The organism is Microbispora sp. GKU 823, from assembly GCF_002027145.1.
Classification (GTDB): domain Bacteria; phylum Actinomycetota; class Actinomycetes; order Streptosporangiales; family Streptosporangiaceae; genus Microbispora; species Microbispora siamensis.
This window is the reverse complement of sequence record NZ_MWJN01000130.1, coordinates 1-23,610: the sequence shown is the minus strand read 5'-3', so window position 1 is coordinate 23,610 and position 23,610 is coordinate 1. Positions and strand designations below refer to the sequence as shown.

General features: G+C 72.2%; 25 protein-coding genes and 1 pseudogene. 18 read left to right on the top strand and 8 right to left on the bottom strand.

All coding sequences use genetic code 11. From position 1 onward, the window contains the following. Window positions 1–247: 247 nt before the first annotated feature. Window positions 248–673, top strand: a complete 426-nt coding sequence (locus B1L11_RS39775; RefSeq protein WP_079320391.1) for a hypothetical protein — start codon at window positions 248–250, stop codon at window positions 671–673. A gap of 23 nt (window positions 674–696) precedes the next feature. On the opposite strand, the gene B1L11_RS39770 is transcribed toward B1L11_RS39775, so the two are convergent. Together B1L11_RS39770 and B1L11_RS39765 are read right to left on the bottom strand one after the other, a co-directional pair. Continuing rightward, the gene (locus B1L11_RS39770) at window positions 697–897 is read right to left on the bottom strand and encodes a hypothetical protein (protein WP_079320390.1); all 201 of its coding nucleotides are present in this window, start codon (window positions 895–897) and stop codon (window positions 697–699) included. 96 nt (window positions 898–993) lie between these two features. Further along, window positions 994–1,536 carry a MarR family winged helix-turn-helix transcriptional regulator gene (locus B1L11_RS39765; RefSeq protein ID WP_239108983.1) on the bottom strand — a complete coding sequence of 181 codons (543 nt, stop codon included), beginning with the start codon at window positions 1,534–1,536 and terminating at the stop codon, window positions 994–996. Between the two features lie 80 nt (window positions 1,537–1,616). Between B1L11_RS39765 and B1L11_RS39760 the strand changes: the two genes are divergently transcribed. From B1L11_RS39760 to B1L11_RS47540, 4 genes and pseudogenes are all read left to right on the top strand, one after another. Next, on the top strand, window positions 1,617–2,798 hold the full coding sequence (locus B1L11_RS39760; RefSeq protein ID WP_179155536.1) for a flavin-dependent oxidoreductase: 1,182 nt from the start codon (window positions 1,617–1,619) through the stop codon (window positions 2,796–2,798). Continuing rightward, complete coding sequence (locus B1L11_RS47545) at window positions 2,768–3,244, top strand: DUF3237 domain-containing protein (protein WP_179155535.1); 477 nt, start codon at window positions 2,768–2,770, stop codon at window positions 3,242–3,244. Before B1L11_RS39760 ends, B1L11_RS47545 begins: the two co-directional genes overlap by 31 nt. A gap of 63 nt (window positions 3,245–3,307) precedes the next feature. Then, a pseudogene (locus tag B1L11_RS39755) lies at window positions 3,308–4,288 on the top strand (CocE/NonD family hydrolase); the annotation flags it as partial. After that, the gene (locus tag B1L11_RS47540) at window positions 4,234–4,848 is read left to right on the top strand and encodes a CocE/NonD family hydrolase (protein ID WP_079320396.1); all 615 of its coding nucleotides are present in this window, start codon (window positions 4,234–4,236) and stop codon (window positions 4,846–4,848) included. The pseudogene B1L11_RS39755 and the gene B1L11_RS47540, both read left to right, overlap by 55 nt. A gap of 67 nt (window positions 4,849–4,915) precedes the next feature. Here B1L11_RS47540 and B1L11_RS39745 read toward each other — a convergent pair whose 3' ends face one another. From B1L11_RS39745 to B1L11_RS39735, 3 genes are all read right to left on the bottom strand, one after another. After that, a complete protein-coding gene (locus B1L11_RS39745) occupies window positions 4,916–5,845 on the bottom strand; it encodes a hypothetical protein (protein WP_079320388.1) in 930 nt (309 codons plus the stop codon). A 381-nt stretch (window positions 5,846–6,226) separates the two neighbouring features. Continuing rightward, on the bottom strand, window positions 6,227–8,332 hold the full coding sequence (locus B1L11_RS39740; RefSeq protein WP_218671599.1) for a hypothetical protein: 2,106 nt from the start codon (window positions 8,330–8,332) through the stop codon (window positions 6,227–6,229). Window positions 8,333–8,412: 80 nt separating this feature from the next. Further along, window positions 8,413–8,949 (bottom strand): RNA 2'-phosphotransferase, encoded by a 537-nt coding sequence (locus B1L11_RS39735; RefSeq protein WP_079320387.1) that lies wholly within the window; start codon window positions 8,947–8,949, stop codon window positions 8,413–8,415. 62 nt (window positions 8,950–9,011) lie between these two features. On the opposite strand from B1L11_RS39735, the gene B1L11_RS39730 reads away from it, so the two are divergent. From B1L11_RS39730 to B1L11_RS39720, 3 genes are all read left to right on the top strand, one after another. Beyond that, window positions 9,012–9,902 carry a phosphorothioated DNA-binding restriction endonuclease gene (locus B1L11_RS39730; protein ID WP_079320394.1) on the top strand — a complete coding sequence of 297 codons (891 nt, stop codon included), beginning with the start codon at window positions 9,012–9,014 and terminating at the stop codon, window positions 9,900–9,902. Window positions 9,903–9,921: 19 nt separating this feature from the next. After that, complete coding sequence (locus B1L11_RS39725) at window positions 9,922–10,662, top strand: helix-turn-helix domain-containing protein (RefSeq protein WP_218671598.1); 741 nt, start codon at window positions 9,922–9,924, stop codon at window positions 10,660–10,662. 137 nt (window positions 10,663–10,799) lie between these two features. Further along, window positions 10,800–11,525, top strand: a complete 726-nt coding sequence (locus B1L11_RS39720) for an IclR family transcriptional regulator (protein WP_256863287.1) — start codon at window positions 10,800–10,802, stop codon at window positions 11,523–11,525. A gap of 25 nt (window positions 11,526–11,550) precedes the next feature. Here the strand turns inward: B1L11_RS39720 and B1L11_RS39715 are convergent, their stop codons facing one another. Further along, on the bottom strand, window positions 11,551–12,549 hold the full coding sequence (locus tag B1L11_RS39715; RefSeq protein ID WP_218671597.1) for a LuxR C-terminal-related transcriptional regulator: 999 nt from the start codon (window positions 12,547–12,549) through the stop codon (window positions 11,551–11,553). Window positions 12,550–12,700: 151 nt separating this feature from the next. Here B1L11_RS39715 and B1L11_RS39710 point away from each other — a divergent pair, with 151 nt between their 5' ends. Together B1L11_RS39710 and B1L11_RS39705 are read left to right on the top strand one after the other, a co-directional pair. Continuing rightward, on the top strand, window positions 12,701–15,649 hold the full coding sequence (locus tag B1L11_RS39710; RefSeq protein ID WP_079320384.1) for a S8 family serine peptidase: 2,949 nt from the start codon (window positions 12,701–12,703) through the stop codon (window positions 15,647–15,649). A 115-nt stretch (window positions 15,650–15,764) separates the two neighbouring features. Next, window positions 15,765–16,142 carry a helix-turn-helix domain-containing protein gene (locus B1L11_RS39705; RefSeq protein WP_079320383.1) on the top strand — a complete coding sequence of 126 codons (378 nt, stop codon included), beginning with the start codon at window positions 15,765–15,767 and terminating at the stop codon, window positions 16,140–16,142. A gap of 3 nt (window positions 16,143–16,145) precedes the next feature. On the opposite strand, the gene B1L11_RS39700 is transcribed toward B1L11_RS39705, so the two are convergent. Next, complete coding sequence (locus B1L11_RS39700) at window positions 16,146–16,742, bottom strand: ClpP family protease (RefSeq protein WP_079320382.1); 597 nt, start codon at window positions 16,740–16,742, stop codon at window positions 16,146–16,148. After that, on the bottom strand, window positions 16,739–17,347 hold the full coding sequence (locus B1L11_RS39695; protein WP_079320381.1) for a ClpP family protease: 609 nt from the start codon (window positions 17,345–17,347) through the stop codon (window positions 16,739–16,741). The genes B1L11_RS39700 and B1L11_RS39695 overlap by 4 nt, the downstream gene beginning before the upstream one ends. A 168-nt stretch (window positions 17,348–17,515) precedes the next feature. Between B1L11_RS39695 and B1L11_RS39690 the strand changes: the two genes are divergently transcribed. The 8 genes from B1L11_RS39690 to B1L11_RS39660 form a co-directional block, all read left to right on the top strand. Next, a complete protein-coding gene (locus tag B1L11_RS39690) occupies window positions 17,516–18,076 on the top strand; it encodes a quercetin 2,3-dioxygenase (RefSeq protein WP_079320380.1) in 561 nt (186 codons plus the stop codon). A 2-nt stretch (window positions 18,077–18,078) separates the two neighbouring features. Next, window positions 18,079–18,684 (top strand): alpha/beta hydrolase, encoded by a 606-nt coding sequence (locus tag B1L11_RS49065; protein WP_218671596.1) that lies wholly within the window; start codon window positions 18,079–18,081, stop codon window positions 18,682–18,684. Then, window positions 18,572–18,979, top strand: a complete 408-nt coding sequence (locus B1L11_RS49060; protein ID WP_256863286.1) for a prolyl oligopeptidase family serine peptidase — start codon at window positions 18,572–18,574, stop codon at window positions 18,977–18,979. The genes B1L11_RS49065 and B1L11_RS49060 overlap by 113 nt, the downstream gene beginning before the upstream one ends. A 139-nt stretch (window positions 18,980–19,118) precedes the next feature. Next, entirely contained in the window at window positions 19,119–20,720 is a 1,602-nt protein-coding gene (locus tag B1L11_RS39680) for an FAD-dependent monooxygenase (RefSeq protein ID WP_079320379.1), read from the top strand. A 111-nt stretch (window positions 20,721–20,831) separates the two neighbouring features. Next, on the top strand, window positions 20,832–21,158 hold the full coding sequence (locus B1L11_RS39675) for a StsA-related sactipeptide RiPP (protein WP_079320378.1): 327 nt from the start codon (window positions 20,832–20,834) through the stop codon (window positions 21,156–21,158). Window positions 21,159–21,322: 164 nt separating this feature from the next. Then, on the top strand, window positions 21,323–21,727 hold the full coding sequence (locus tag B1L11_RS39670; RefSeq protein ID WP_143737883.1) for a hypothetical protein: 405 nt from the start codon (window positions 21,323–21,325) through the stop codon (window positions 21,725–21,727). Between the two features lie 151 nt (window positions 21,728–21,878). Then, a complete protein-coding gene (locus tag B1L11_RS39665) occupies window positions 21,879–22,868 on the top strand; it encodes an alpha/beta hydrolase (RefSeq protein WP_256863285.1) in 990 nt (329 codons plus the stop codon). Between the two features lie 16 nt (window positions 22,869–22,884). Beyond that, a partial coding sequence (locus B1L11_RS39660) for a PucR family transcriptional regulator (RefSeq protein ID WP_143737882.1) occupies window positions 22,885–23,610 on the top strand: 726 nt, incomplete at its 3' end.

The following is a 23,610-nucleotide window of genomic DNA, read 5'->3' as shown; positions in this document are numbered from 1 at the left end:
GCCGCGCACGCCTCGGTCAACCGCACCTGCGAGATCGGCATGACCCGCGCCACCGGGAAGACCTACCACCACCTGCTCGAACTGCTCGACCAGGTGACCGGCGGGGACACGGGGACACCCGGGCTTCCCCGGCGATGACGCCCGCGCTCGCCGCGCCCGCGGGCCGGACCCCGGGCGTCGGTTCCGCCTGGCGGGCGAGTATCGTCGCAGGCCGGACGGCACAGCCCAAAACGGACAGGAGTCGCCGATGACGTTCATGAGAGCCCGGGAGGTGCCGGGGCGGGTGGCCACGGGCGCGTACATCCTGCACTCCGGCGTGGAGAAGTGGAACGGCGACGACGACCAAGCCGCCGGCATCCACGGCATGGCCGTCGGCGCCTTCCCGTTCCTGAAGTCCGTTCCGCCTCGCCGGTTCCTCAAGCTGCTGTCGGGGGCCGAGATCACGACGGGCGTGGCGCTCCTGACGCCGTTCGTGCCGGCGGCGGTCGCCGGGGCCGCGCTCGCCGGGTTCTCCGGCGGCCTGCTCGCGCTCTACCTGCGCACGCCCGCGCTGCACAAGCCCCGCAGCATCTGGCCGAGCCCGGCGGGCATCGGCGTCAGCAAGGACGTATGGATGCTGGGCGTCGGGCTAGGACTGCTCGTCGACGCCGCGACCCGGCGGCGCGACGCCTGACGCGGCGTTCACCGCAAGGCGCTTCAGCGCCGCCGCAGCGCGCGCCAGAGGTGCCTTGCCAGGCTGAGGGGCTCGCCCTCCTCCGGCGCGGCGTCGTCGTCCGGGAGGTCGTACCAGTGAGTGTCGCCGGGGAAGGGGTCCGGCTCCGCGCCGCCGGGCCGGTCCTCGGCCGCGGCGTCGGAGTCCGGTGCCGCGAACGGCGGGAACTGCTCGGAAACGGCCACTGGTGCGGTCCTCACGATGAAGCGGGCGCGTCCCGCCCCCCGGGGACGCCTGCGAGAACTTTACGGGTAGCTTCTGGGCGACTGCCCCGGTTTGTCCTATGAAAGATCCGCCGGTCGGCTGTGGAGGATCCGGGCCAGCAGGGCGGTCATCTGCTCGCGCTCGGCGGGGCCGAGGCAGGCGAACCACTCCCGCTCCCTGCGGGTCTGCTCCGAGAAGGCCTCACGCACGGCCGCCTCGCCCGCCGCGGTCAGTGTGACGACCACCGCGCGGCCGTCCTCCGGCACGGGCCGGCGTTCGACCAGGCCGCCGCGTTCGAGGGTGTTGACGGCGTTGGTCACGGCGGACCGCGACATGGCGGAGATCTCGGCGAGCCGTACGGGCTGGGTGGGGCCGAGCAGCCAGAGCTTGAACATCAGCCGGAAACCGGGCAGCGTCAGGCCGCGCGGGCGGTGGATGCGGGTCTCCAGGTCGGTGACCAGCAGGTAGGCGAGCTGGAGCAGGTGGTAGGCCAGCGCGAACGCCTCGGCGTCGGCCGGAGGCGGCATGGCCGCCAGGCGCTCGCGCGCGTACGCCGCGTACCGCAGGTCGGGCGGCACGTCCACGCCGAGATCCGGCCGGGTGTCGGGCTCGCTGTTCACCGGTCAAGTCTTGCGCAGCCCCAGGGGCGTCGTGAATATTGTTACGGCCATAACAACCTCTCGTTTCCCCGGAGGCGCCCGTGCGCATCGTCATCGCCGGAGGGGGCATCGGCGGGCTGACCGCCGCGCTCAGCCTGCACGCGGCCGGGTTCGACGACGTGACCGTGCACGAGGCCGCCCCCGAGATCCGGCCACTGGGCGTCGGGATCAACCTCCTGCCGCATGCCGTACGGGAGCTGACCGAGCTGGGACTCGCCGACCGGCTGGCGGAGATCGGCGTGGCCACGGCCGAACTGGCCTACTTCAACCGCTACGGCACGCCGATCTGGTCCGAGCCCCGAGGTCTGGCCGCGGGCTACGCCTGGCCGCAGTACTCCGTCCATCGCGGGAGGCTACAGATGCTCCTGCTGGAGGCGGTGGTCGAGCGGCTGGGCCCGGACGCCGTACGAGCCGGCAGCCGGATCACCGGCCCCGGCAGCGAGGACCTGCTGATCGGCGCGGACGGGATCCACTCGGCCGTGCGCGCCCATCTGTACCCCGGCGAGGGCCCGCCGCCGTGGAACGGTCTCGTCCTGTGGCGGGGCGTCACCTACGGCGAGCCGTTCCTGACCGGCCGATCAATGATCATGGCGGGCGACGGCACGCAGAAGTTCGTCGCCTACCCGATCGAGACCGGCGACCGCACCCTGATCAACTGGATCGCGGAGCGGCCTCTGGACGGCGACGCCCCGGACCGGGGGAACTGGAACCGCCCCGCCGACCTGGCCGAGATCGGCAGGCACTTCGCCGGCTGGCACTTCGACTGGCTCGACGTGCCGGGGATCATCGCCGGAGCCGAGACCGCGTACGAGTACCCGATGGTGGACCGCGACCCGCTCCCCCGCTGGACCTTCGGCAACGTCACGTTGCTCGGCGACGCGGCGCACGCGATGTATCCGATCGGCTCCAACGGCGCCTCCCAGGCGATCATCGACGCCCGGGTGCTGGCGTACGCCCTCGCCCGGGGCGACCTGGCGGCGTACGAGGAGACGCGCCGCCCGGCCACGACGGCGCTGCAACTGTCCAACCGCGAGATGGGCCCGGAGATCGTCATGAAGCTCGCCCACGAACGCGCGCCCGGCGGGTTCGACGACATCGAAAAGGTCATCCCCCACACCGAGCGGGCGGAGATCGCCGCCTCCTACAAGCGGACGGCCGGGTTCGACCCGGCCTCGCTCAACGAACGCCCGTCGTGGAGCGTCGATCGGAGCGCCGCCTCGTGAACCTGGAACCGCTCGCCACGTTTCGGGTGGATCTCGACCCCGTGCTCGACCTGGGTGACTCGCAGTGGGGCCACCGCCGTGTGGTCAACATCGTCGGCGGCACGTTCGACGGTCCCCGCCTGTCGGGCACCGTGCTGCCCGGCGGAGCCGACTGGCAGGTCGTCCACGCCGACGGCATGATCAGCATCGACACCCGCTACACGCTGCGTACCCACGACGGCGCGTATCTCTACATCACCACGAGCGGAGTCCGGCACGGCTCCCCCGAGGTGCTCGGCCGCCTCGCGCGGGGCGAGGACGTGGACCCGTCGGAGTACTACTTCCGGCTGTTCTGCCGCTTCGAGACCGGCGATGATCGATATCTCTGGCTCAACCGCACCCTCGCCGTGGCCTCGGCCGCCCGCGTGGCCGCCGCTGTACGCTACGACGCCTACGCCCTGACCTGAGGAGTCCCATGCCGAAGCTCGACCGCCCCCCCGCTCCCGGTCAGCGTCGAGCACGACGTCCCGATGCCGATGCGGGACGGCACCATCCTGCGCGGCTCCGTCCACCGGCCGACCGGCGGCGGCCCGTTCCCGGCGCTGCTCATGCGCACGCCGTACGGCGAGGAATCGTTCCGGATGGCGCCGGTGACGCCCGCGCTGCGGGCCGGGTTCGCGGTGGTGCTGCAGCACTGCCGGGGACGCGGGAGCAGCGACGGCGAGTTCCGGCCGTGGGCGGACGAGGGCGCCGACGGCCACGACACGATCGCCTGGATCACCTCGCAGCCCTGGTCGAACGGCGAGGTCGTGATGAGCGGCATGTCCTACCTCGCCGGATGCGCACTGCAGGCGGCGGCGACCCGCCCACCGGGGCTCAAGGCCGTGGTCGCCTCGATGACGCCGCACGACTTCCACGACGGCCTCAAATATCACGGCGGGGCGTTCGCGCTGGGGTCGGCTCTCAACTGGGGCGCCATGCAGGCGCTGCTGGGGTTGCTGCACGCCGCCGAGGCGGGCGAGGAGGTCGGCGCGGGGTTCGCCGCGGTTCTTCCCGTTCTGGACGACCAGGACGGCGCGGCGCGCACCCTGCCGGTGGGCGACATTCCCGGCATCCCCTGGTGGCGCGACTGGACCTCGCATCCCGAGCGCGACGCGTACTGGGAGGAACTGGCCGAGACGCTGCGCCACGACCGCATCGAGGTGCCGGTCATGCACGTGGCGGGCTGGTTCGACCTGTTCCTCGGCGGGACGCTGGAGAACCACCGCCGCCTGGGCGGTCCTCTCGTCATCGGCCCCTGGTCGCACCTCGCGCCGGGCGCCGCGGGCACCGGGCGGCTGTTCTTCGGTGCCGCCGCCTCGGGGCAGGCGATCCAGTTGGAACAGCGGCAGCTCGCGTTCCTGAAGGGCGAGGACACCGGCCCCGCCGTGAAGATCTTCGTGATGGGCGACGACGTCTGGCGCGACGAGGAGGCCTGGCCGCTGGAGCGCGCCGTCGAGACCCCCTACCTACCTGCACACGGACGGCCTGCTCTCCCCCCGAGCCTCCCTCGGCGTACGAGCCGGCGACCTTCGCCTTCGACCCGCGTGACCCGGTCCCGACCGTCGGCGGGCCGACCCTGCTGGCCGACCCCACCAACGTCGGCCCGCAGGACCAGCGCGACGTGGAGCGGCGGCCCGACGTGCTCTGCTACTCGACCGAGGTGCTCACCTCCGACGTCGAGGTGACCGGCCCGGTGTCGGTGACCCTGCACGCGGAGACCTCCGCCGCCTCGACCGACTGGACCGCCAAACTCGTGGACGTGTATCCCGACGGCCGGGCGATGAGCGTGATCGACGGCATCGTCCGCGTTTCCGAGTCCTCAGGGACGTTCGCCGTCGACCTGGTCGCCACCAGCCAGGTCTTCAAGGCCGGTCACCGCATCCGCGTGGAGATCTCCAGCTCCAACTTCCCCCGTTTCGACCGCAACCCGGGGACCGGCCGTGCCGGGGCGACCGAGACGGACCTTGTCGTCCAGCACCAGAAGGTCTTCCCCGACTCGTACATCACGCTGCCGATCGTCCCCCGCTGACGCGCACAGGCCGGGTCACCTGTCGCCGGATCGCCATCGCAGTGCTGGACGATCCGGCGGCCGCGTATCAGGGCTCGTCGTCCAGGAGGACGTCCGCGGAGTCGACCGTGGCGGCTACTCGGAGCCAGGCAGTCAGCCGGTCGAGGTCGTGACACTTCCGGATCTTCTCGGAGATGTCCTCGGACACCTCGATGCCCCGGGCCGACAGAACAGTGAGGATCGCCTCGGCCTGTCCCTCCGCCTTGCCTTCCGCCTTGCCCTCCGCCTTCCCTTCGGCCTTCCCTTCGGCCTTGCCCTTGGCGATGTTGTCGCGAGCCCAGTCACTCAGGTACTCGTAGGTCTCGGTCTTCAAGTGCTTCTCCAAGTGATCCCAGATCTCCCCGGGCAGCGCCGCGCGCACCATGTCAGCGTACATACCCGCCTGATCGCGGTCGAGATTGTGCAACGCCGTGAGCAGGGCTTCGAGGATCTCCGGGCCCTGCGGCGTGTCGGCATGATGGATCACCGACAGTACGGCGAGTTCGAGGTCCTCCGCCACCTGGCCGGGGTCGGTGATCACCGGAACCTCGGCGGGCCCGACGACGAGCGGGGTCAGCACCATACCGGGGTGACCCAGTTCGATGGAGCGGGCGCACCAACGGGCGATCGCCGCGTCCGGCGCGACGACCAGGAGCATGACCGGGCATTTCAACCGGCTGCGCAGACTGCTGAGGTACAGGGGCCAGGACCACAGCTTGTCCGAATCACGGTCGCGCTGAACTTCCACGATCACAGCCAGGACGGGTTCGGGCTCGTCGTCGGGGCTCTTACGACGGAAGGCTATGACCGAGTCGGCGCGACGTTCGGTAGGTGTGACCTCGGTGAGGTCGGCCGATTCGAGGCCCGCGTAGTCGTAGTCGGGCAGGTCGACCCTGAGGGAGCGAGTGAGCAGGTCGGCGGCGAGGTCGGGTCGCTCGCAGAACAGACGGACGAGCGCTTCGTGTTCGGCTAGTGCCACTGCGTGACCGTATCCGCGTGGACAGCGACAGCGAGGCCTCACGTCACTTCCTGCAATTGATTCGTTACTTTAAGTTCGAACAACCATGCATGGGGATCGTCAGCCACCCGTCATGCCGCAGCGGCGGCGGAACGGGGTCGGAGACTGCTGCGGCGGGCGGTTCGCCGGGGCGGGTGAGGAGGGCTCGGAAGCTAAGTCGCCAGCAGGCCCGTTACGGGCCTACTGGATTGAACCAGGTGAGAAGGAAGCCTCCGAATGGCCTCACCCGCCGGAGCACAAGGAAAGCGGGAACGCTAGATCCAGACCGGCGCCCGTACGGGCAGACCGGTTCCAAAAGAGGTGAGAAGGAAGCCCTCCCATGGCCTTGCGGTCAGCAAGATATCAGGCCAGGATCAGCTCGTGCAGTGTGGCGGGCGTGTAGACCCGGGCCCCTTCCGGGAGATCGGCGGGTGTCTCAAGCCCGATGTACGTGACCTGCCCGCCCGTCGAGGACGCGGAGGACTTGGCCCGTAGCAGGTCGACCAGGTAGCCGACCCGCAGGTAGTCCCGCTCCACGATCGAGCGCACGAGCAGCGACGCGGTGACCCGGTTGCCCTCCACCTGGTTGAACGCCGGATAGCCCGACAGGTAAAGATGCAACCACTTCACCCGCCAGGCATCGTCGTCCCCGCGCAGGAAGACGAGCGGGAGCGCGATGCGGCCGGATCCACGCAGGTCGGACTTCATCCGCACGGTGCGTGGTTCGAACGGCCTGCCCTCCTGGGCGGCGTCCCTGGTCATGTAGCCGAAGAACGCCTCGGCCGCCTCGTCGAACCGCTCCCCGGCATAGATGTTGACCTGAGGGATGACGATCGGCTTGGTGGCGAGGGGCAGACGCACGTCGATGAACTCCGAGGCGCCGTCGGGGGCCTCGGTGAGATCGCCCGAGTAGGTCGCGAAGTCGTTGGTGTAGGACGTCCACGAGATGTGGGTCGGGTTGTCATAGGTGGAGTCGAGCATGAGCGCGGACAGGTCGTAGTCGGTGCGCCGCTCGCGCTGTCGCCAGTGCACGAAGAATCGGAGCAGCTCACCGTCCACGGGCGACAGCGAGCCGCGGGGCAGCATCCCGAGCCCGGGCGCGACCGCCTTGCCCGACAGGGGCAGAGCCACGTCGAGTACGTCGGGGTCGGCGATCACCTCGCCGAGGTCGGGCAGGCGCCGGCCGATCTCCTCGTCCAGGATGGCGAGCGTCCGGTTGAGGGCCTCCTCGTCGAGCGGGGCGCGGGTGTCGGGTGTCGCCCACGCTCTGCCGTACCTGTTGGTGAAGACCCGGTTCACCGGGGCGAGCCGGTTCTGCAGGTGCTCCCGCAGGGAGAGCAGCACGCGACCGGAGGCGCGGGTGACGGACCTCTCCGCCGCCTCCAGCACGGCGGAGCCGCCACCCGCGCGCAGCAGGTGGTCGAGTCGGCGCAGCAGCGCGCCGGGCGTGTGCTCCAGCAACGAGACGGCCTCTTCGGTACGGCCACCGGCCAGCGCGGCCTCGACGCGGCCGCCGAAGCTCATCGCCTTGCGCACGCCTCTGGCCACGTCGAAGACCTGGGCCGCCCCGGGGAACTGCGGGTACTCGTGGGGGTGCAGCCGCTCACCGAGCCGCTTCCACTGCTCCCGGTGGCATAGCACGTCCCCGTGCTTGGCGGCCGGGACGGTGTCCAGAGCGGCCAGCAGGATGCGGCGCTCGGCGCGGCGGAAGGAGCGCAGGCGCGTGGGGGTGGCCAGGGTGACGTCGCCGTCGGAGCAGAGCGCGGCCAGCCGGAGCACGTCTGTCACGGTGTCGACGAGCAGCGGCTGCCCGGCGGCCAGCCGTACTTCGTTGATGACGGCCCGGTTCTCGCGCACCGGGACGTGCTCGGGCTGGTCGTCGGCGCAGAAGGCGGCCAGCGCGCGCAGAGCGGCCAGGTCCTCGGCGGCGAGCGGGACCTCGGAGCCGGCCAGCGAGAGGTAGAACTCTCGCGCTTCGTCCCGCAGGCTTCCGCCCAGCTCCAGCACGGTCACCCGGTCGCGGGCCAGGGGGACCAGCTCGGCGTGCGCGGCCAGCAGGTCGGCGTAGGTGTGCTGGTAGCCGCCGTAGCGCGGCAGGTCCAGCAGGTTGAGGATGCCCGGCTGGAGCCGGGCGGCGGCGACCGAATCGAGCATGGCCTCGCGCAACAGGCCTGCCCAGAACTCCAGGGTGTCCGGGACGTTCTTCGGGAAGTCGATGAAGTAGGCGTTGTGTTCGACGTGGTCGCCGACGAGGCGGCGGACCGCGCCCAGGACGCGCACACCGAGGTCGATCACCCGCTCACCGGGCAGCCGGGCCAGGCGGTCGAGCAGCGCCGGCGAGCACGTGAAGCCGACGCTGAGCAGCGCCGCGTCGAGCTGCCGGGCGGCCACCCCACCCCAACCGGGCGTGTCGTCCCCCGCGTCGTCGACGGGGACACGCAGACGCCGGGCGATGATGAGATCTTCCACGCAGGAACGATATAGGGCGGATATGCGGGGACCGCCACTGAAATAGGAGGCACATGCCGATGAGTCGCCAATGGCGACCCTCACCAGCGTATGAAGCCGGGCGGTACGTGGTCCACCAGCCAGACGCCGTTGGCGCTCACCCGGAAGTGATGCCCGGCCGCGTGCATGGCGCCCGCGTCCACCACGAGCACGACCGGTTTCCCTCTGCGCGCGCCGACCCGGGTGGCGGTCTCCCGGTCCGGCGACAGGTGGACGTGATGGCGTGCCATCGGCCGCAGCCCCTCCGCGCGGATCGCCTCCACGTTCCTGGCGACCGTGCCGTGGTAGAGGATCGGGGGCGGTTCGACCACCGGCAGGTCGAGGTCGACGGGCACCGAGTGCCCCTGGCTGGCCCGGATCCGATCGCCCTCGATCACGTATCGCCGCTTGTCGTTGCCGGCGACCACCTGCTCCAGTTCGGCGCGCGAGATCGGGAACCCGTGCGAGGCCGCCGCCGTCAGCAGCGCGTCGATGTCCACCCAGCCGTGCGCGTCGAGTTCGATACCGATGCGCTCGGGCTGGTGCCGCAGATGCTTGGCCAGGTACTTCGAGACCCGCACCAACCGCCGCTCGTCCATCTTCCTCCAATGCCCGCTGCCCCGCCGTCCATCAACGTGGAGATCACCGTATGGTGTCGGTCATGGACTGGGTCGAGCGCGTCGCGGAGATCCGCCGCTGGACGCGGCAGGGCGAACGGGCGCCGCACAAGCCGCTCCTGCTGCTCTACGCCCTCGGCCGCTTCCAGCGTGAGGGCGGCCGGCCGATACCGTTCAGCTCCGCCGAAGCGGATCTCAAGGCCCTGCTCAGGGAGTTCGGCCCGCCGCGCGAAACCAGCCCCGGCTATCCCTTCCACCACCTCACCGGCGACGGCCTCTGGCTCGTCGACACAGTGCACGGGCCGGGCAGTCCCGGCTCGGAGCTCGGACGCCTGCGCGCGGCCCAGGCCACCGGCCGGCTCCACCCCGATCTCCTGCGCGCCCTGACCGACGACTCCCACCTGGTCGTACGGCTCGCGCGGCATCTTCTGGACGCCAACTTCGAGCCGTCCCTGCATCCCGACATCTGCCGCTTCGTCGGTCTCGAGCTGAACGACCAGGTCACTCCCGCCGAGCAGGTCGTGCCGTCCGCGGCCCGCCGGGACCCGGCCTTCCGGCAGAACGTGCTCGTGGCGTACGAGTACTGCTGTGCCTTCTGCGCGTACGACGGGTGGCTGGACGGCGTCGCGGTCGGTCTGGACGCCGCGCACGTCCGCTGGTGGGCCTTCGAGGGACCGGACGACGTCGCCAACGGGCTGTGCCTGTGCGCCATCCATCACAAGCTGTTCGACAAGGGCGTCCTCGGGCTGACCCCCGACCGGACGATCGCCGTCTCCCGGAAGTTCGTCGGCCGGAGCCCGGCGGCCGAGCGGATGGTCCTCGCCCTGGCGGGAAAGCCCGTACGCGATCCCCAGACCGGTCTCGACCCCGTTGACGTGAGCCATATCGAATGGCACAACCGTCAGGTCTTCCGCACCCCGGCTCGGCAGGGATAGCCGATAGGCTTCGGGCTCTATGGACAGCTCGATCTTGGAGAAGGTCCGCGAGCTCCGCGGACAGGGCAACTCCCCCAAGCAGATCGCCCGCGCTCTCGGCATGTCACCGGCGGCGGTCGCGCCGTACGTCCGGGCGGTGGCCGAGCAGGCGAGCAGCACGGAGGCCCCGGAGGCCGAGCTCGCGGGGTGCTGGGTCAACGCCGGCTGGAGCGAGGGACTGGACGTCCCGGACACGGCCGGCTGGGCGGACGACGTCCCCGGCGAGCAGGAGACCGCGGGCACGGTGAGCGTGGTGGTGGCGCGCAAGCACGGCTGGGACAAGCTGTCGGTCTGCGCCTACCTCGTCGACGTCTACTGCCTCGGCGTGAAGCACGCCCTCGGCCCCGACGTGATGAGCGAGGTGGAGCTGCACCGCTTCCTCCCCAGGTACTTCAGGATCTACCCGCACGGCTGGCGGGAGGCGCCGCTCGACCTGGTCCGGCACCTCGTCTTCGGCGCGGTCGACTACGCGCGTGATCTCGGCTTCGAGCCGGCGGCGGACTTCGCCGGAGCGGCCGGACACCTCGGCACGTGGGAGGAGAAGCCGGCCATCACCTTCGGCAAGGACGGCAAGCCCTTCTACCTCGCCGGTCCGAACGACGATGTCAGGCACGTGGTGAAGACGCTGGAGCGGAGGGTCGGCCCGCCGCCCAACTTCGACTTCTTCGCTCCCATGCCCGAGTCGCAGATCTCGCTGGGCGGTCATCGGCTCACCTCCTGACGCCGGGGTACAGTGCCAGCAGGCCAGACGAGCGCGGAGACTCCGATGGGTTCGACGAGAGAGCACGCTCACCCATGAGCGGTCCGGGGGCACCGGCGCACCGGGTCAGAGGCAGCCGGCCGCCGCACGGCGATCCGGTGGTCGATCGGGCGCTGTCGCTCCTGGCCGCCTTCGACACCCGGCACCGCTACCTGACGCTCGCCGAGCTGAGCAGGCGCAGCGGGATTCCGGTGAGCTCGGCGCTGCGCCTGGCCCAGCGGCTGATGGCGTGGGGCGCGCTCGAACGGGGAGACGACGGCCGCTTCTCGATCGGGCTGCGCCTGTGGGAGGTCGCCTCGCTCGCGCCTCGCGGCCAGGGGCTGCGGCAGGTTGCAATGCCCTACATGGGCGATCTCGCCGAGGTCACCCGCCAGCACGTGCTGCTCGCCGTACGCGAGGGCGACGAGGCGGTGCTGGTCGAAAGGCTCTCCGCGCACCAGGCGATGCCGGTGCTCTACCGTGTCGGCGGCCGGGTCCCCCTGCACTCCACGGGCGTGGGCCTCGTGCTGCTGGCCTTCGCCGAACCCGGCTTCCAGGAGGAGATCCTCGCCCGGCCGCTCGTGCACGAGCCGGAGCGGACCACCGTCTCCCCCGCCGAGTTGCGGCGGACGCTGGCCGAGGTGCGGCGGGAGGGACTGGCCACGGTCCGCCGCCGCGCTCCCGAGCCGCTGGTCACGGTGGCGGCGCCCGTCTTCGCCGCCGGGGGCCGGATCGCGGCCGCGTTGTCCGTGGTCGTGCCGGAGGAACACGCCGAACCACGGCTGCTCGGGCCTGCCGTGCGGACCGCGGCGCGTTCGATCTCCCGCGGGCTCGGCGCCCACTGACGGCTTCGCTCGCCCGGGCGGCGGATCAGAGCCAGCCGCGGGCGGCGGCCTCCGCGCCGGCCTGGAAACGGGTCGTCACGCCGAGCCGCTCCAGGACGGCGGCGATCTTGCGGGTGGCCGTCCTGGCGCTCACGCCCAGGTGCCGGCCGATGGCCTCGTCCTTGAGCCCGGCGTTCAGCAGCCGCAGCACGAGCAGGTCCTCCTCGGCCGGCCGTTCCTCCGCCACGTGCGGAAGCCCCGCCAGCGGCCGCCCGCGCTCCCAGTAGACGTCGAACAGCTCCACGAGCGCGTCGAGGAGACGCGAGGGGTGCAGCAGGGCGATGTTGTCGTAGACCCCGTCCACCAGCGGGAACAGGCCGATCTTGCGGTCGGCGATGCGCAGTTTGAACGGCAGGTGCGCGACGAACCGGGACCGCTCCCCCTCTTCCGCCAGCCGTATCAGGGTCTCCAGGCGGCCGGGGCGGTCGAGGGATTCGGGGCAGTAGACCACCCGGATGTCCACCCCGCGCGCCAGGAGCTGCCGGGTGCCCGCCAGCTCCGACTCGTTGGTGTCCGCCGAGTCGTCGGGCCGGCCCACGTACGGAGGCCGGTCGAAGCCGAGCAGTTCCACGCCGACCGTCCGCTGCAGCTCGCTCATGACCCGCTTGACGGCCTCTTCTCCGGCCAGGACCTCCACGACCCCCGCCCGGGCGGCCCCGAGCCTGCCGGAGTGGTAGAGCTGCGCGAAGTCCGAGACGACGGTTCTGACCGCGGCCAGCCGCGCCTCGGTCTCCAGGCGCCGCCGGTCCACCAGCCACTCGATCGCCGCCTCCGGGGGCACCGCCTCGTACCGGCCGGGGCCGGCACGGCGCAGCAACCCGGCGTCGGCCAGACGGGCCAGCCCGGGACGAACCCTGGCCGGACCGACGCCCAGCTCGGCCGCCAGGTCCGCCGTCCGCCCGCCGGGCCGGCGCAGCACGAGCCGGTACAGCCGCTCGTCGAAGTCCGTGACGCCCACCGCGCCGAGCACGGACCGATCCCCCACCGAGCACCTGCCGAAATGTCGCTTTTGGTCATGTGGCCGAAAATGTCAGCACTATATCTCGACAGAGATCTCCACAAGGCGTTTGACTCCGTTGCGGCCCTCCGGTGATCGTCCCCGGACGGCGACACAGGCTCATCCCCCTTGAGGAGCAATGTCCCGCAACACCCGCGTTCACCGCGCACTGACGCTGGCCGCCGCGCTGGCGGTCACCGCCACCGCTCCGGGCGTCGCCCAGCCGGCCGCCGCCGCGGCACCGCCCGCGACCGCCGCCACCCCGTACATCGTCACCCTGGCCGAGCCGCCGCTGGCCACTTACGACGGCGGCGTGCAAGGCATCGCGCCCACCAAGGGCGGCAAGGGCAGGAAGGTCGACACAACCAGCGCCAACGCCAGGCGTTACCGCGAGCGCCTGACCAGGCGGCAGGACGAGGTCGCCCGCGGCGTCGGCGCGACGGCCACGGCCCACCACGCCGTCGCCTCCAACAGCTTCACCGCGGAGCTCGCCCCGGCCCAGGCGCTGCGGCTGCACGCGACCCAGGGCGTGGTCTCCGTCGTCCCCGACACCCTGCACAAGGCCCTGGACGACCGCGTCTCGACCGACTTCCTCCGTCTGCCGGGCGACCGCGGGCTGTGGGCCGGGCTGGGCGGCGCGGACAAGGCGGGCAAGGGCGTCGTCGTCGGCGTCATCGACACCGGCATCTGGCCGGAGAACCACTCCTTCGCCGGCCCTGCTCTCGGCACGGAGCCACCCACGGACGCGGCGCCGTACCGGCCCTATCTCAAGGACGGGGTCACGGTCATGAAGAAGGCCGACGGCTCCACGTTCACGGGGCTGTGCCAGACCGGCGAGGAGTTCACCGCGAACCTGTGCAACCAGAAAGTGATCAGCGCCCGGTACTTCGGCGAGCAGTGGATGAAGGGCAACCCGCCCGACAAGCGCGCCGACTACATCTCCCCGCGCGATGCGCAGGGCCACGGCTCGCACACCGCCGGCACCGCGGCGGGCGACAAGGACGTCCCCGCCGCCGCGAACGGCATCGACTTCGGCACGATCTCCGGCGTCGCGCCCGGCGCGGCCATCGCCGTCTACAAGGCGCTCTGGCAGGGCAAGGACGGCGGGACGACGGGCGGTTACACCAGCGACCTCGTCGCGGCCGTCGACCAGGCCGTCGCCGACGGCGTCGATGTGATCAACTATTCGATCGGCAGCAGTGTGGGGGAGTCCGCGGTCGACGACCCGATCCAGCTCGCCTTCCTCGCCGCCGCCCAGGCCGGCGTCTTCGTCTCGACCGCCGGCGGGAACTCCGGTCCCGATCCCTCCACCCTGGACAACACCGCGCCGTGGACGACGACGGTCGCGGCCGGCACCATCGCGCCCTACCAGGGCGAGGTGCGGCTCGGCGACGGCACCGCCTACCGCGGCACCAGCACCACGGTCGTCGCACCGCTCGGCCCGAAGCCGCTGGTCACCGCCGTGTCGGTGAAGGCCGGCACGGCCTCCGACTCCGACGCGCAGGTCTGTGCGGCCGGCTCGCTCGACCCGGCCAAGGCCGCAGGAAAGATCGTCTACTGCGTGCGCGGCGTCACCACCCGGGTGGACAAGTCGGCCGAGGTCAAGCGGGCCGGGGGCGCCGGCATGGTGCTGGGCAACCCGTCCGACCAGGACACCGACGCCGACCTGCACGCCGTGCCGACCGTGCACGTCAACGCCCCGGACGCGGACAAGATCGCGGCGTACGCGGACACGGCGGGCGCGACGGCCACCCTGCTCCCGGCCTCCTCGGACGGCGTGCCCTATCCGCAGGTCGCGAGCTTCTCCTCGCGCGGCCCCGCGCTGTCCGCCAAGGGTGACCTGCTCAAGCCGGACATCACCGCGCCGGGCTCGGCGATCCTGGCCGCCGTGGCGCCCCCCGGCAACGCCGGCAAGAACTTCGATTTCTACTCCGGCACCTCGATGGCCACTCCGCACATCGCCGGCCTGGCCACCCTCTACCTCGGCCGGCACCCGCTCCTGTCCCCCATGGCGATCAAGTCGGCGATGATGACGACCGCCTACGACACGAAGACCCCGGACGTCTTCGCGCAGGGCGCCGGCCACGTCGACCCGGCCCGCATGCTCGACCCCGGCCTGGTCTACGACGCCGGCGCCGAGGACTGGTTCGGCTTCCTGGAGGGCCTGGGCATCGCGACCGGCACCGGTGTGAAGCCGCTGGCCGCGTCCGACCTGAACTATCCGACCGTCTCGGTGAGCGAACTCTTCGGCTCCCGTACGGTCACTCGCGAGGTCACCGCCGTCACGCCGGGCGTCTACAAGGCCTCCATCGGGTTGCCCGGCTACAAGACCAAGATCAAGCCGTCCACGCTGGTCTTCAAGAAGGCGGGCGAGACCAAGAACTTCACCGTCACCATGGAGATGCTTCCTGAGACCACCCCGGCTACCGCCACCGGCACGCTCACCTGGACCGGGGCCGGCACGAGCGTGCGCAGTGCGATCGTGGCCACCCCGCTGAGCGCCAGGGCGCCCGCCGAGGTGAAGGGAACCGGCGCCGACGGCTCGGTGACCTTCGAGGTGACCCCGGGGCTGAGGAAGTTCACGATCACCCCGTACGGTCCGGTGTCGGCGGACGAGGCGCCGGGCAGCGTCAGCGACACCGAGGCGTGGGGCCGCGAGGTCCCGGTCACGATCCCCGAGGACGCTAAGGCCGCCGCCTTCAAGATCACCGGAATCGACCCCGAGGCCCAGGTGGGCGGGATGCTCTTCTACGACGGCAACGGCACGCGCGAGTTCGAGTCGTGGGTGTTCGGCCTGGACGGCGACAACCGCGGGGTGCTGAGCAACCCGCGGCCCGGCAGGCACACTCTGGTCGTGCTCAGCCTCGGAGACCTGCCCGGGACCACGTCCACGGCGTTCACCACCCAGATCAACGTCGTGACCGGGAACGACGCGCGCGGCGCGCTCACCGTCACGCCGGCCAAGCCCAAGGTGACCGTCGGCACGCCGTTCCCGCTGACCGCGTCCTGGACGGGGGCGGCGCAGCGCACGAACACCGGCTACGTCGAATACCCCAACGGCGGGGGGACGATCGTCACGATCAACTGATCCGGTTTCCGCCGCCCCCGGTGACGTCCTTTCGCGGTCATCGCCGGGGGCTCGGCGCTCACCTCTCCGCGAACAGACGGTCCGCCGTAGATCCGGACGTGCCAGACTGCCAGGCATGGGAGTCTCGGGCCGATCAGTGGTCGTCGACATCCGGACGCGCCGGGCCGGCAAGGAGCGCGACCCGGCGATCCCCGACGGCCCGGACCCGTTGCTGCGCGCGGTGTACGGGGAGATCCTCCGCGACGAACGGCTGGACCAGGACCGCACGCTCGACGACGTGGCGCGCGCGGTCGGCATGTCGAAGCAGTATCTGTCGGAGGTCGAGCGCGGCCGCAAGGAGCCGTCGTCGGAGATGCTGCATTCGGTGTGCGACGCGCTCGGATTGCCGATCGAGCACCTGCTCACCCGTGCCGTCCGGCGGATCACGGCGTCGCGCCGGATCGCGACGCACAGGCCCGCCGGTACGCCACGAGTGGAGCTGCTGGCGGCGTGAGCGCTACGACGGCTCGCGGGTGATGATCAGCTCGTCGGCCAGGCCGTACTCGACGGCCTCGCGGGCGGTGAAGACGCGGTCCCTGTCGGTGTCCTCGCGCAGCCGGGCGACGTCCACCCCGGTGTGGAGGCTGAGGATCTCCTCGGTCTGCGCGCGCACGCGCATCACCTCGGCCGCCTGCAGCGTCAGGTCGGAGATGGTGCCCTGCCCCTGCGTGGACGGCTGGTGCAGCAGCACGCGGGAGTGGCCGAGCATGAACCTCCGTCCGGGGGCGCCCGCGGCGAACAGCACCGCGGCGGCGGAGGCCGCCTGGCCCATGCAGTACGTCGCGACCTTCGCGCGGATGAACTGCATGGTGTCGTAGATCGCGAGCATCGCGGTCGACGAGCCGCCCGGGGAGTTGATGTACAGGCTGATCTCCTGGTCCGGGCTCTCCGCCTCCAGGTGCAGCAACTGTGCCATCACGACGTTGGCGACGCCGTCGTCGATCTCGGTGCCGAGGAAGATGATGCGCTCGTTGAGCAGCCGGCTGAAGATGTCGAACGACCGCTCCCCCACCGGCGTCTTCTCGACCACGTACGGGATCGTGTACTGGCTCATGACGAAAACCCCATCCGGTTGGGAACGGCGTACGGCGCGAGGCTGTGGAAGGAGCCGACGATCTCGTCGATCATCCCGTAGTCGCGTGCCTGCTCCGGGGTGAACCAGCGGTCCCGGTCGCTGTCGGCGGCGATCTCCTCGATCGTGCGTCCCGTCTCCGCGGCGAGGATCTCCTCGGACTGCCGTTTCATGTACTTGAGGTTCTCGGCCTGGATCGAGATGTCGATCGCCGTGCCGCCGATGCCGGCCGACGGCTGGTGCATCATGATCCGGCTGTGCGCGAGGCTGATCCGCTTGCCGTGGGTGCCGGACGCCAGCAGCACCTGACCCATGCTCGCCGCCATCCCCAGCGCGACGGTGACCACGTCGTTCGGCACCAGCTTCATCGTGTCGTAGATCGCCAACCCGGCCAGCACCGACCCTCCGGGCGAATTGATGTACAGGATGATGTCGCGTTCGGGATCCGCCGAGGCCAGCAACACCATCTCGGCGCACACCCGCTCGGCCATCTCGTCGTCGACCTCTCCGGTCAACAGCAGGGTCCGTTGCTGGAACAGCTTCTCGTTCAGCCGATCTCGGTAACTCGTGCTCGGTGAAACACTCATGGCGCAGTTGTATCCGCCGCACCCCCGCGACCTGTCGATATGTCTGCTGAGGGCAGACGGGTGGTACGGCGTGGGGAGAAGGCCTGCCGCTCAATGGCAGGCGTCTGGCGACCGGCGGCCGGGGTGGCGCATCATCGGCCAGTCCGCCCACGCCGAGTTGGAGACGCGATGAGCTTCGAATATCTGGCCGACCCCGAGAGCGGCCCGCAGTGGAAGGGAATCCTGCCGGGCGCCCCCGAGGCGTACTTCCTCAGACGCGGCGAGGGCGAGCGCGCGATGCTGTTCACCGACCTGTTCACCGTGCTGCTCAGCGGCGACGAGAGCGCGGGCCAGTTCGGGATCTTCACGATGGACGCGCCGAAGGGCCGGCTCATCCCGGCGCACACCCACCACGACACCCACGAGACCTTCTACGTCGTGGAGGGCAAGGTGCGCGTCCACGTCCGGGACCGCGACGGGACGCAGACGTCGCGGCTGCTGACCCCCGGCGACTTCGGCTTCGTCCCGGCCGGGCTGGCGCACGCCTACCAGGTCGAGGAGCAGGCCCGCGTGCTCGGCGTGGCGACCGGCGGCTTCGAACGGTTCTTCCAGCAGATGGGCACGCCCACCGACCATCCCACGGCGGACCAGCCGCCGTTCGTGCCCGATTTCCCGCGCATGCAGGCGGCGGCGCGGGCGCACAACATGGACTTCCTGCCCGACCTCGCCTGGCCGGAGGCCGGGGAGTGACCGTGCGGCTCCCCCCGCCCGCCCACGAGGCGCCGCTGCCGCCCGCCCGCGCGGGCGCGTACGGCACGCGGGTCCTGCCGGGCGTGCCGTACGCCGCGATTCCCGGGGTGCGGCCGCTCGAACTGGACCTGGTGCTGCCGCCGGAGACCGAGGGACCCGTTCCCTGTGTCGTCTTCCTGCACGGGGGCGGTTGGCGGGCGGGGGGCCGCCGCTCGATGGGCCCGGCCTTCGAGGGCGCCGAGCCCACGCCGTTCGAGCTGGTCGCGCGGGCGGGCATCGCGGTGGCCAGCGCCGACTACCGGCTCTCGGGCGAGGCCGTGTGGCCCGCGCAGGTGCACGACGTGAAGGCCGCGGTGCGCTGGCTGCGCGCCCGCGGCGGTGATCTGGGGATCGACCCGGATCGGATCGCGGCCTGGGGCGAGTCGGCGGGCGGCCACCTGGCCGCGCTGCTCGGCCTCACCTCCGGCGACCCCGCGCTGGAGGGCGGCGTCGGGGGTGACGGGGCCGTCCAGCGCGGTGGCCGCCGTCGCCGCGTGGTACGCGCCGAGCGACCTGCGTACGGTCGCGGCCGGCATCGGCGCCGACCCGGCGGACCCCGCGTCGCGTGAGGCCCTGCTGCTCGGGGCTCCCGTGCCGTCCGTTCCCGACGCGGCGGCCCAGGCGAGCCCGGTCACCCACGTCTCCCCCGGCGCGCCGCCGTTCCTGCTCCTGCACGGCCGGGCCGACCGGTTGATCGCGTGCGCGCAGAGCGAGCGGCTGAGCGAGGAGTTGCGCGGCGCCGGCGCCGAGGTGGACCTGCACCTCTACGACGGCGCGGACCACATGTGGCTCGGCGATCCCGAGGCGGCCCGCGACGCGCTCGACCGCACGATCGCGTTCCTCCGTGACCGGCTCCACGCCTGAGCGATCCGGAGCGCCACCCTCCTTCCCGACGACAGGAGATCCGCATGACCGACGAGTCGTCCCCTCCGGCTACCCGGCCCACCGACAACCCGCTCGGCGACTTCCTGCGCACGCCCATCGTCGGCCCCGGGCGTCGGCCGTGAACGTTCCCGTCCTCATCGCGGGCGGCGGGCCGAGCGGCCTGGCCGCCGCCGTCGAACTCGGGCGGCGCGGCGTCGAGGTGCTCGTCGTGGAGCCCCGGACCACGCTGGACTCGCTGCGCCCGCGCGCGAAGACCACCAGCGTCCGCACGATGGAGCACCTGCGCCGCTGGGGCCTGGCCGACCGGCTGCGCGCCGCCTGCCCGCTGCCGGTCGCGCACGCGCAGGACGTCGTCTTCTGCACCGGGCTGTTCGGGCACGAGATCACCCGCTTCCGTGAGGCGTTCGGCCTGACGACGTCCCGCCGCGAGGAGTACGCCGAGGCCGGGCAGCAGGCGCCTCAGCCGCTGGTCGAGCGGGTGCTGCGCGAGGCCGCCGCCGAACTGCCCGCCGTACGGCTGCTCACCGGATGGCGGGTCACCGAGATCGCCGACGGCGACGACGAGGTCCGGGCCGTGATCGAGGGCCCGGACGGGGAGACCCGGCACGTCACCGCCGGCTACCTGCTCGGCTGCGACGGCGGCGGCGGTGTCAGCCGCGCCGCGATCGGGGCGAGGTACGAGGGGTCCTCCGGCGCGCTGCCCAACCTGAGCGTCACCTTCCGCAGCCGGGCGCTGCGGGAGCGGCCGTTGTGCGCGGTCGGCGTGCACTACTGGGTGATCGGCGCCGAGCGCGGCGGGCTCATGGGCCGCCTCGACCTCGACGACACCTGGTGGGCGATCATCCAGGGCGTGGACCCCGCCGCCGAGCCGGCCGACCCGGCCCGGCTGGTGCGGGCCCTCGCGGGCGCCGACATCGACGTCGAGGTGCTGGCGACCGACCCCTGGTCGGCGCGCATGCTGCTGGCCGACCGCTATCGCGGGCGGCGGGTCTTCCTGGTCGGCGACGCCGCCCACCTCAACCCGCCGTGGGGCGGGCACGGCTTCAACACCTGCGTCGGGGACGCGGTGAACATCGGTTGGAAGCTCGCCGCCGTACTCGGCGGATGGGCGCCGGAGTCGCTGCTCGGCAGCTACGAGCCGGAACGCCGCCCGGTGGCCGAGCGGACGATCGCGGCCGCCGGTGCGCAGGAGGCGTTCCTCGCGCCGTCGTTCGCCGCCGGCGACCTGCACGACCCGGTCGCGCGCAGGCCGCTGCGCGACGAACTCGCCCGCCGCCTGGTCGTCAAGGACACCGAGTTCCACAGCCTCGGGCTGGTGCTGGGATACGACTACCCCGACTCCCCCGTCGTGGTCCCGGACGGCCGGCCGGTGCCCGCGCCGGGGCTGGCGGCCTACACTCCGTCGGCGCATCCCGGCGCCCGGCTGCCGCACACCTGGCTGCCGGACGGCCGTTCGCTCTACGACGCGCTCGGCGACGGATTCACCCTGCTGCGCCTGACCGCGGGCGCGGACACCCGCCCGCTGGCGGACGCCGCCGCCCGGCGCTCGGCGCCGCTGAAGGTGCTCGACCTGGCCGCGCTGCCGGGGCTCGCAGAGCGGTGCGGCGCCGCCCTGGTGCTGGTGCGGCCCGACCAGCACGTGGCCTGGCGCGGCGACCGCGCCGAGGAGCCGGACGCCCTGCTGGCGCGGGTGCTCGGGGACGGCGTCCCCGCGGTCTGACGACCGCACCGCCGATCGCGGCTAGCCCACGTTCGTGGGGTTGTCTCACCCACTTCCTACCAGCACATACTCGACATGCACCGCATTCCCGTCAGACAGAGAGGTGAAGGCATGGCCTTCGATCCGGGGGAAGCTCTGCGTGAAGCCGGCATCCTGAACAGCCCGCTGGCCGCCGAGGTCGAGGAGGCGTTCGCCACCTTGACCCGCGAGGAAGTCGACCTGCTCATCTCGCTCAAGGACAAGCTCCCCGCCGCGCTGCCCGGCGTGCTGGCGCACGCAGGCGCCGGCGGCGAGTGGTCCCGGCCCGAAGTGGAGTCCCACACCGTGCCGGTCGAGGGCAAGTGCCTGTGCGGGGCGGATCAGCAAGTTGCTCGTCCAGTTCGCCTGCCAGCAACCGCAGTCAGCTCGTGGCCTACTTCTACGCGCACCGGCTCCTGAACGTCGGCATCTGGCCGCCCAGCGTCTCCGGCGTCGTCGGGTAGGCCGGTCGTCCGTCCGCGCACGGACAGGAGAAGACCGGCGCGGTGCACCACCGCCTGGGCGCTCGGTCACCGCGCCGGGCCCGGCCGTCCGGGCCGCGTCATCCGCTGGACGCCGCCGCCTTGGGTGACGTCCCGGCGGACGGCGACACGGACGACTCCGACGGCATGGACGCCGACGGCGTGGCCGAGTTCCTCGCCGGCCCCGTGGCCGCTCCTGTTGCCGCTCCCGTGGCGGAGGAGGACGGATGCGGCGTGGCGTTCGCGACGGTCGTCGCCGTGTCCGGCGCTCCGGTGGTGATGAAGACCAGCACTCCGGTCGCGACGGCCACCACCGCCACGACGGCGACGGTGGCGTACGTGATCCTGCGCGCCAACCGCCTGCGCTCCTCGCGCCGCCTGGCTTCCTCGCGCCGCATGGCGGCGCGCATGCGCTTCACCTTCCGCTGTGACATGGGCACTCCCGAGACCGCTCCCCGAGACGTCGTCGGGCGTCACCATAGCCGCGAGCGCGTAACGCGGATCTAAAACCGCGTTCGCGCCGCTCAGGCGTTTCGCGGCACCCGCCATGTGGCGGGTAGTGTCCGCCGGGTGGTGCTGGATCGTCGCCGCCGCGTTTCTCACGATGGTGAGCACGGACCAGTTGGTCGCAGGAAACCTCCACGATACGGGAGCCCCATTGAGCAGCACTCTCCCCACGGCCGCCACCCCGCCGCCCTTCGATCCCGAGCTGGCCGCCGCCCTCGCCGTACTGGGCGAGACCCTGCCGTCGTCGCTGACCCCGGACATGATCCCGCTCCTGCGTGCCGGGATGACGAACGTACCCAGCGTGCCCGACGAGGCGCTCAGCCGCGGCGGCGCCTTCCAGGTGGAGGAGCGGGCGGTGCCGGGACCGGACGGCGCGCCCGATGTCTCCCTGCTGATCTGCCGCCCGGTGGGCGCCGTCGCCCCGCTCGCCGCCGTCTACCACACCCACGGCGGCGGGATGATCACGGGCGACAACCGCGTGGGCATCGAGGGCGTGCTCGACTGGGCGCAGGAGCTTCAGCTCGTCGTCGTGTCGGTGGAGTACCGTCTGGCGCCCGAGCACCCGCACCCCGCTCCCGTCGAGGACTGCTACGCGGGCCTGGTGTGGACCGCCGCCCACGCCGACGAGCTGGGCATCGACCCGGAGCGGATCATCGTCGCCGGAGCGAGCGCGGGCGGCGGGCTGGCCGCGGCACTGGCGCTCATGGCCCGCGACCGCGGCGGTCCCGCCCTGGCCGGGCAGATGCTCATTTGCCCCATGCTCGACGACCGCAACGACACCCCGTCGTCCCACCAGATGGCCGGGCTCGGCGTCTGGGACCGCACCGCGAACGAGACCGGGTGGACGGCCCTGCTCGGCGACGCCCGCGGCGGTCCGGACGTCTCCCCCTACGCGGCCCCGGCGCGCGCCACCGACCTGTCCGGGCTGCCGCCCGCCTTCATCGACGTCGGCTCGGCCGAGACCTTCCGCGACGAGGACGTGGCGTACGCCGGCGCCATCTGGAGGGCGGGGGGCAGCGCCGAGCTGCACGTGTGGCCGGGCGGGTTCCACGGCTTCGATCTCATGGCCCCGCAGGCGGCCGTCTCGCAGGATGCCCGCGCCGCCCGCCTGCGCTGGCTGCGCCGCGTCCTCGGCGGCTGACCGGCCGGGGTACGGGATGAGGGACCTCGTCGGACGGCTGTCGGCGCTCGACCCGGACGCCGGTGCGGCGCTACAGGTCATCGCCTACTTCGACCGCCTGGTGGAGACGCGGGCGGGGCTGGAGGCGATCGTCCGCGGCGCCGCCGTCCTGGCGGGCTGCCCGGCCTGCCTGACCGACTCCGAGCGCGGCGTCCACGTGCGCGTGCTCCCCGACGGCGGCCGCGCGGACGCCGGTCCGCCGCCGGATCCGGCCTGGCCCCGCATGGCCGTGCCCGGCGGGGCGGCCACGCTGTGGCTGGAGCGCCCGCCACCGCCGGGACCGGTCGGGGCGATGGTGCTGGAGCGGGCCGCGGCGGCGGCGCGGGGTGTGCTCGACCGGACCCGGGGCCGCGCCCCGGCCCGCCGTAGCGAGGACGATCCCGCCCTGGTCGAGGTGCTGCTGGACGCCGGCGCTCCCCCCGCCGCGCGATCGCTCGCCGCCCGCGAGCTGGGCCTGCCCGGCGGCGTCGCCGTACGGGCGGTCGCGCTGGAGGGCGGCGTGGCCCATGTCGCGCCCGCCCGCAAGCCCGTTCCCGAGGGGGTCCGGGCGGGAGTGGGGCCGGCGGTGGACGTGCTCGACCTGCCGCGCTCGTGGGTGCTCGCCCGGACGGCGCTGCGGCTGGCCGCCGAGGGTACTCCGCAGGATCCGGGGCCGCGGGTGGTCCACGCCGACGAACTCGGCGGGCTGGCGGTCCTCGCGGCG

What these genes read in the sequence shown, in the direction of transcription:
- B1L11_RS39730 (WP_079320394.1), top strand. Translation starts at nt 9,012, where the DNA reads ATGGACTGGGTCGAGCGCGTCGCGGAGATCCGCCGCTGGACGCGGCAG.
- B1L11_RS39725 (WP_218671598.1), top strand. Translation starts at nt 9,922, where the DNA reads ATGGACAGCTCGATCTTGGAGAAGGTCCGCGAGCTCCGCGGACAGGGC.
- B1L11_RS39705 (WP_079320383.1), top strand. Translation starts at nt 15,765, where the DNA reads ATGGGAGTCTCGGGCCGATCAGTGGTCGTCGACATCCGGACGCGCCGG.
- B1L11_RS39775 (WP_079320391.1), top strand. Translation starts at nt 248, where the DNA reads ATGACGTTCATGAGAGCCCGGGAGGTGCCGGGGCGGGTGGCCACGGGC.
- B1L11_RS39690 (WP_079320380.1), top strand. Translation starts at nt 17,516, where the DNA reads ATGAGCTTCGAATATCTGGCCGACCCCGAGAGCGGCCCGCAGTGGAAG.
- B1L11_RS39735 (WP_079320387.1), bottom strand. Translation starts at nt 8,949, where the DNA reads ATGGACGAGCGGCGGTTGGTGCGGGTCTCGAAGTACCTGGCCAAGCAT.
- B1L11_RS39710 (WP_079320384.1), top strand. Translation starts at nt 12,701, where the DNA reads ATGTCCCGCAACACCCGCGTTCACCGCGCACTGACGCTGGCCGCCGCG.
- B1L11_RS39695 (WP_079320381.1), bottom strand. Translation starts at nt 17,347, where the DNA reads ATGAGTGTTTCACCGAGCACGAGTTACCGAGATCGGCTGAACGAGAAG.
- B1L11_RS39675 (WP_079320378.1), top strand. Translation starts at nt 20,832, where the DNA reads ATGGCCTTCGATCCGGGGGAAGCTCTGCGTGAAGCCGGCATCCTGAAC.
- B1L11_RS39700 (WP_079320382.1), bottom strand. Translation starts at nt 16,742, where the DNA reads ATGAGCCAGTACACGATCCCGTACGTGGTCGAGAAGACGCCGGTGGGG.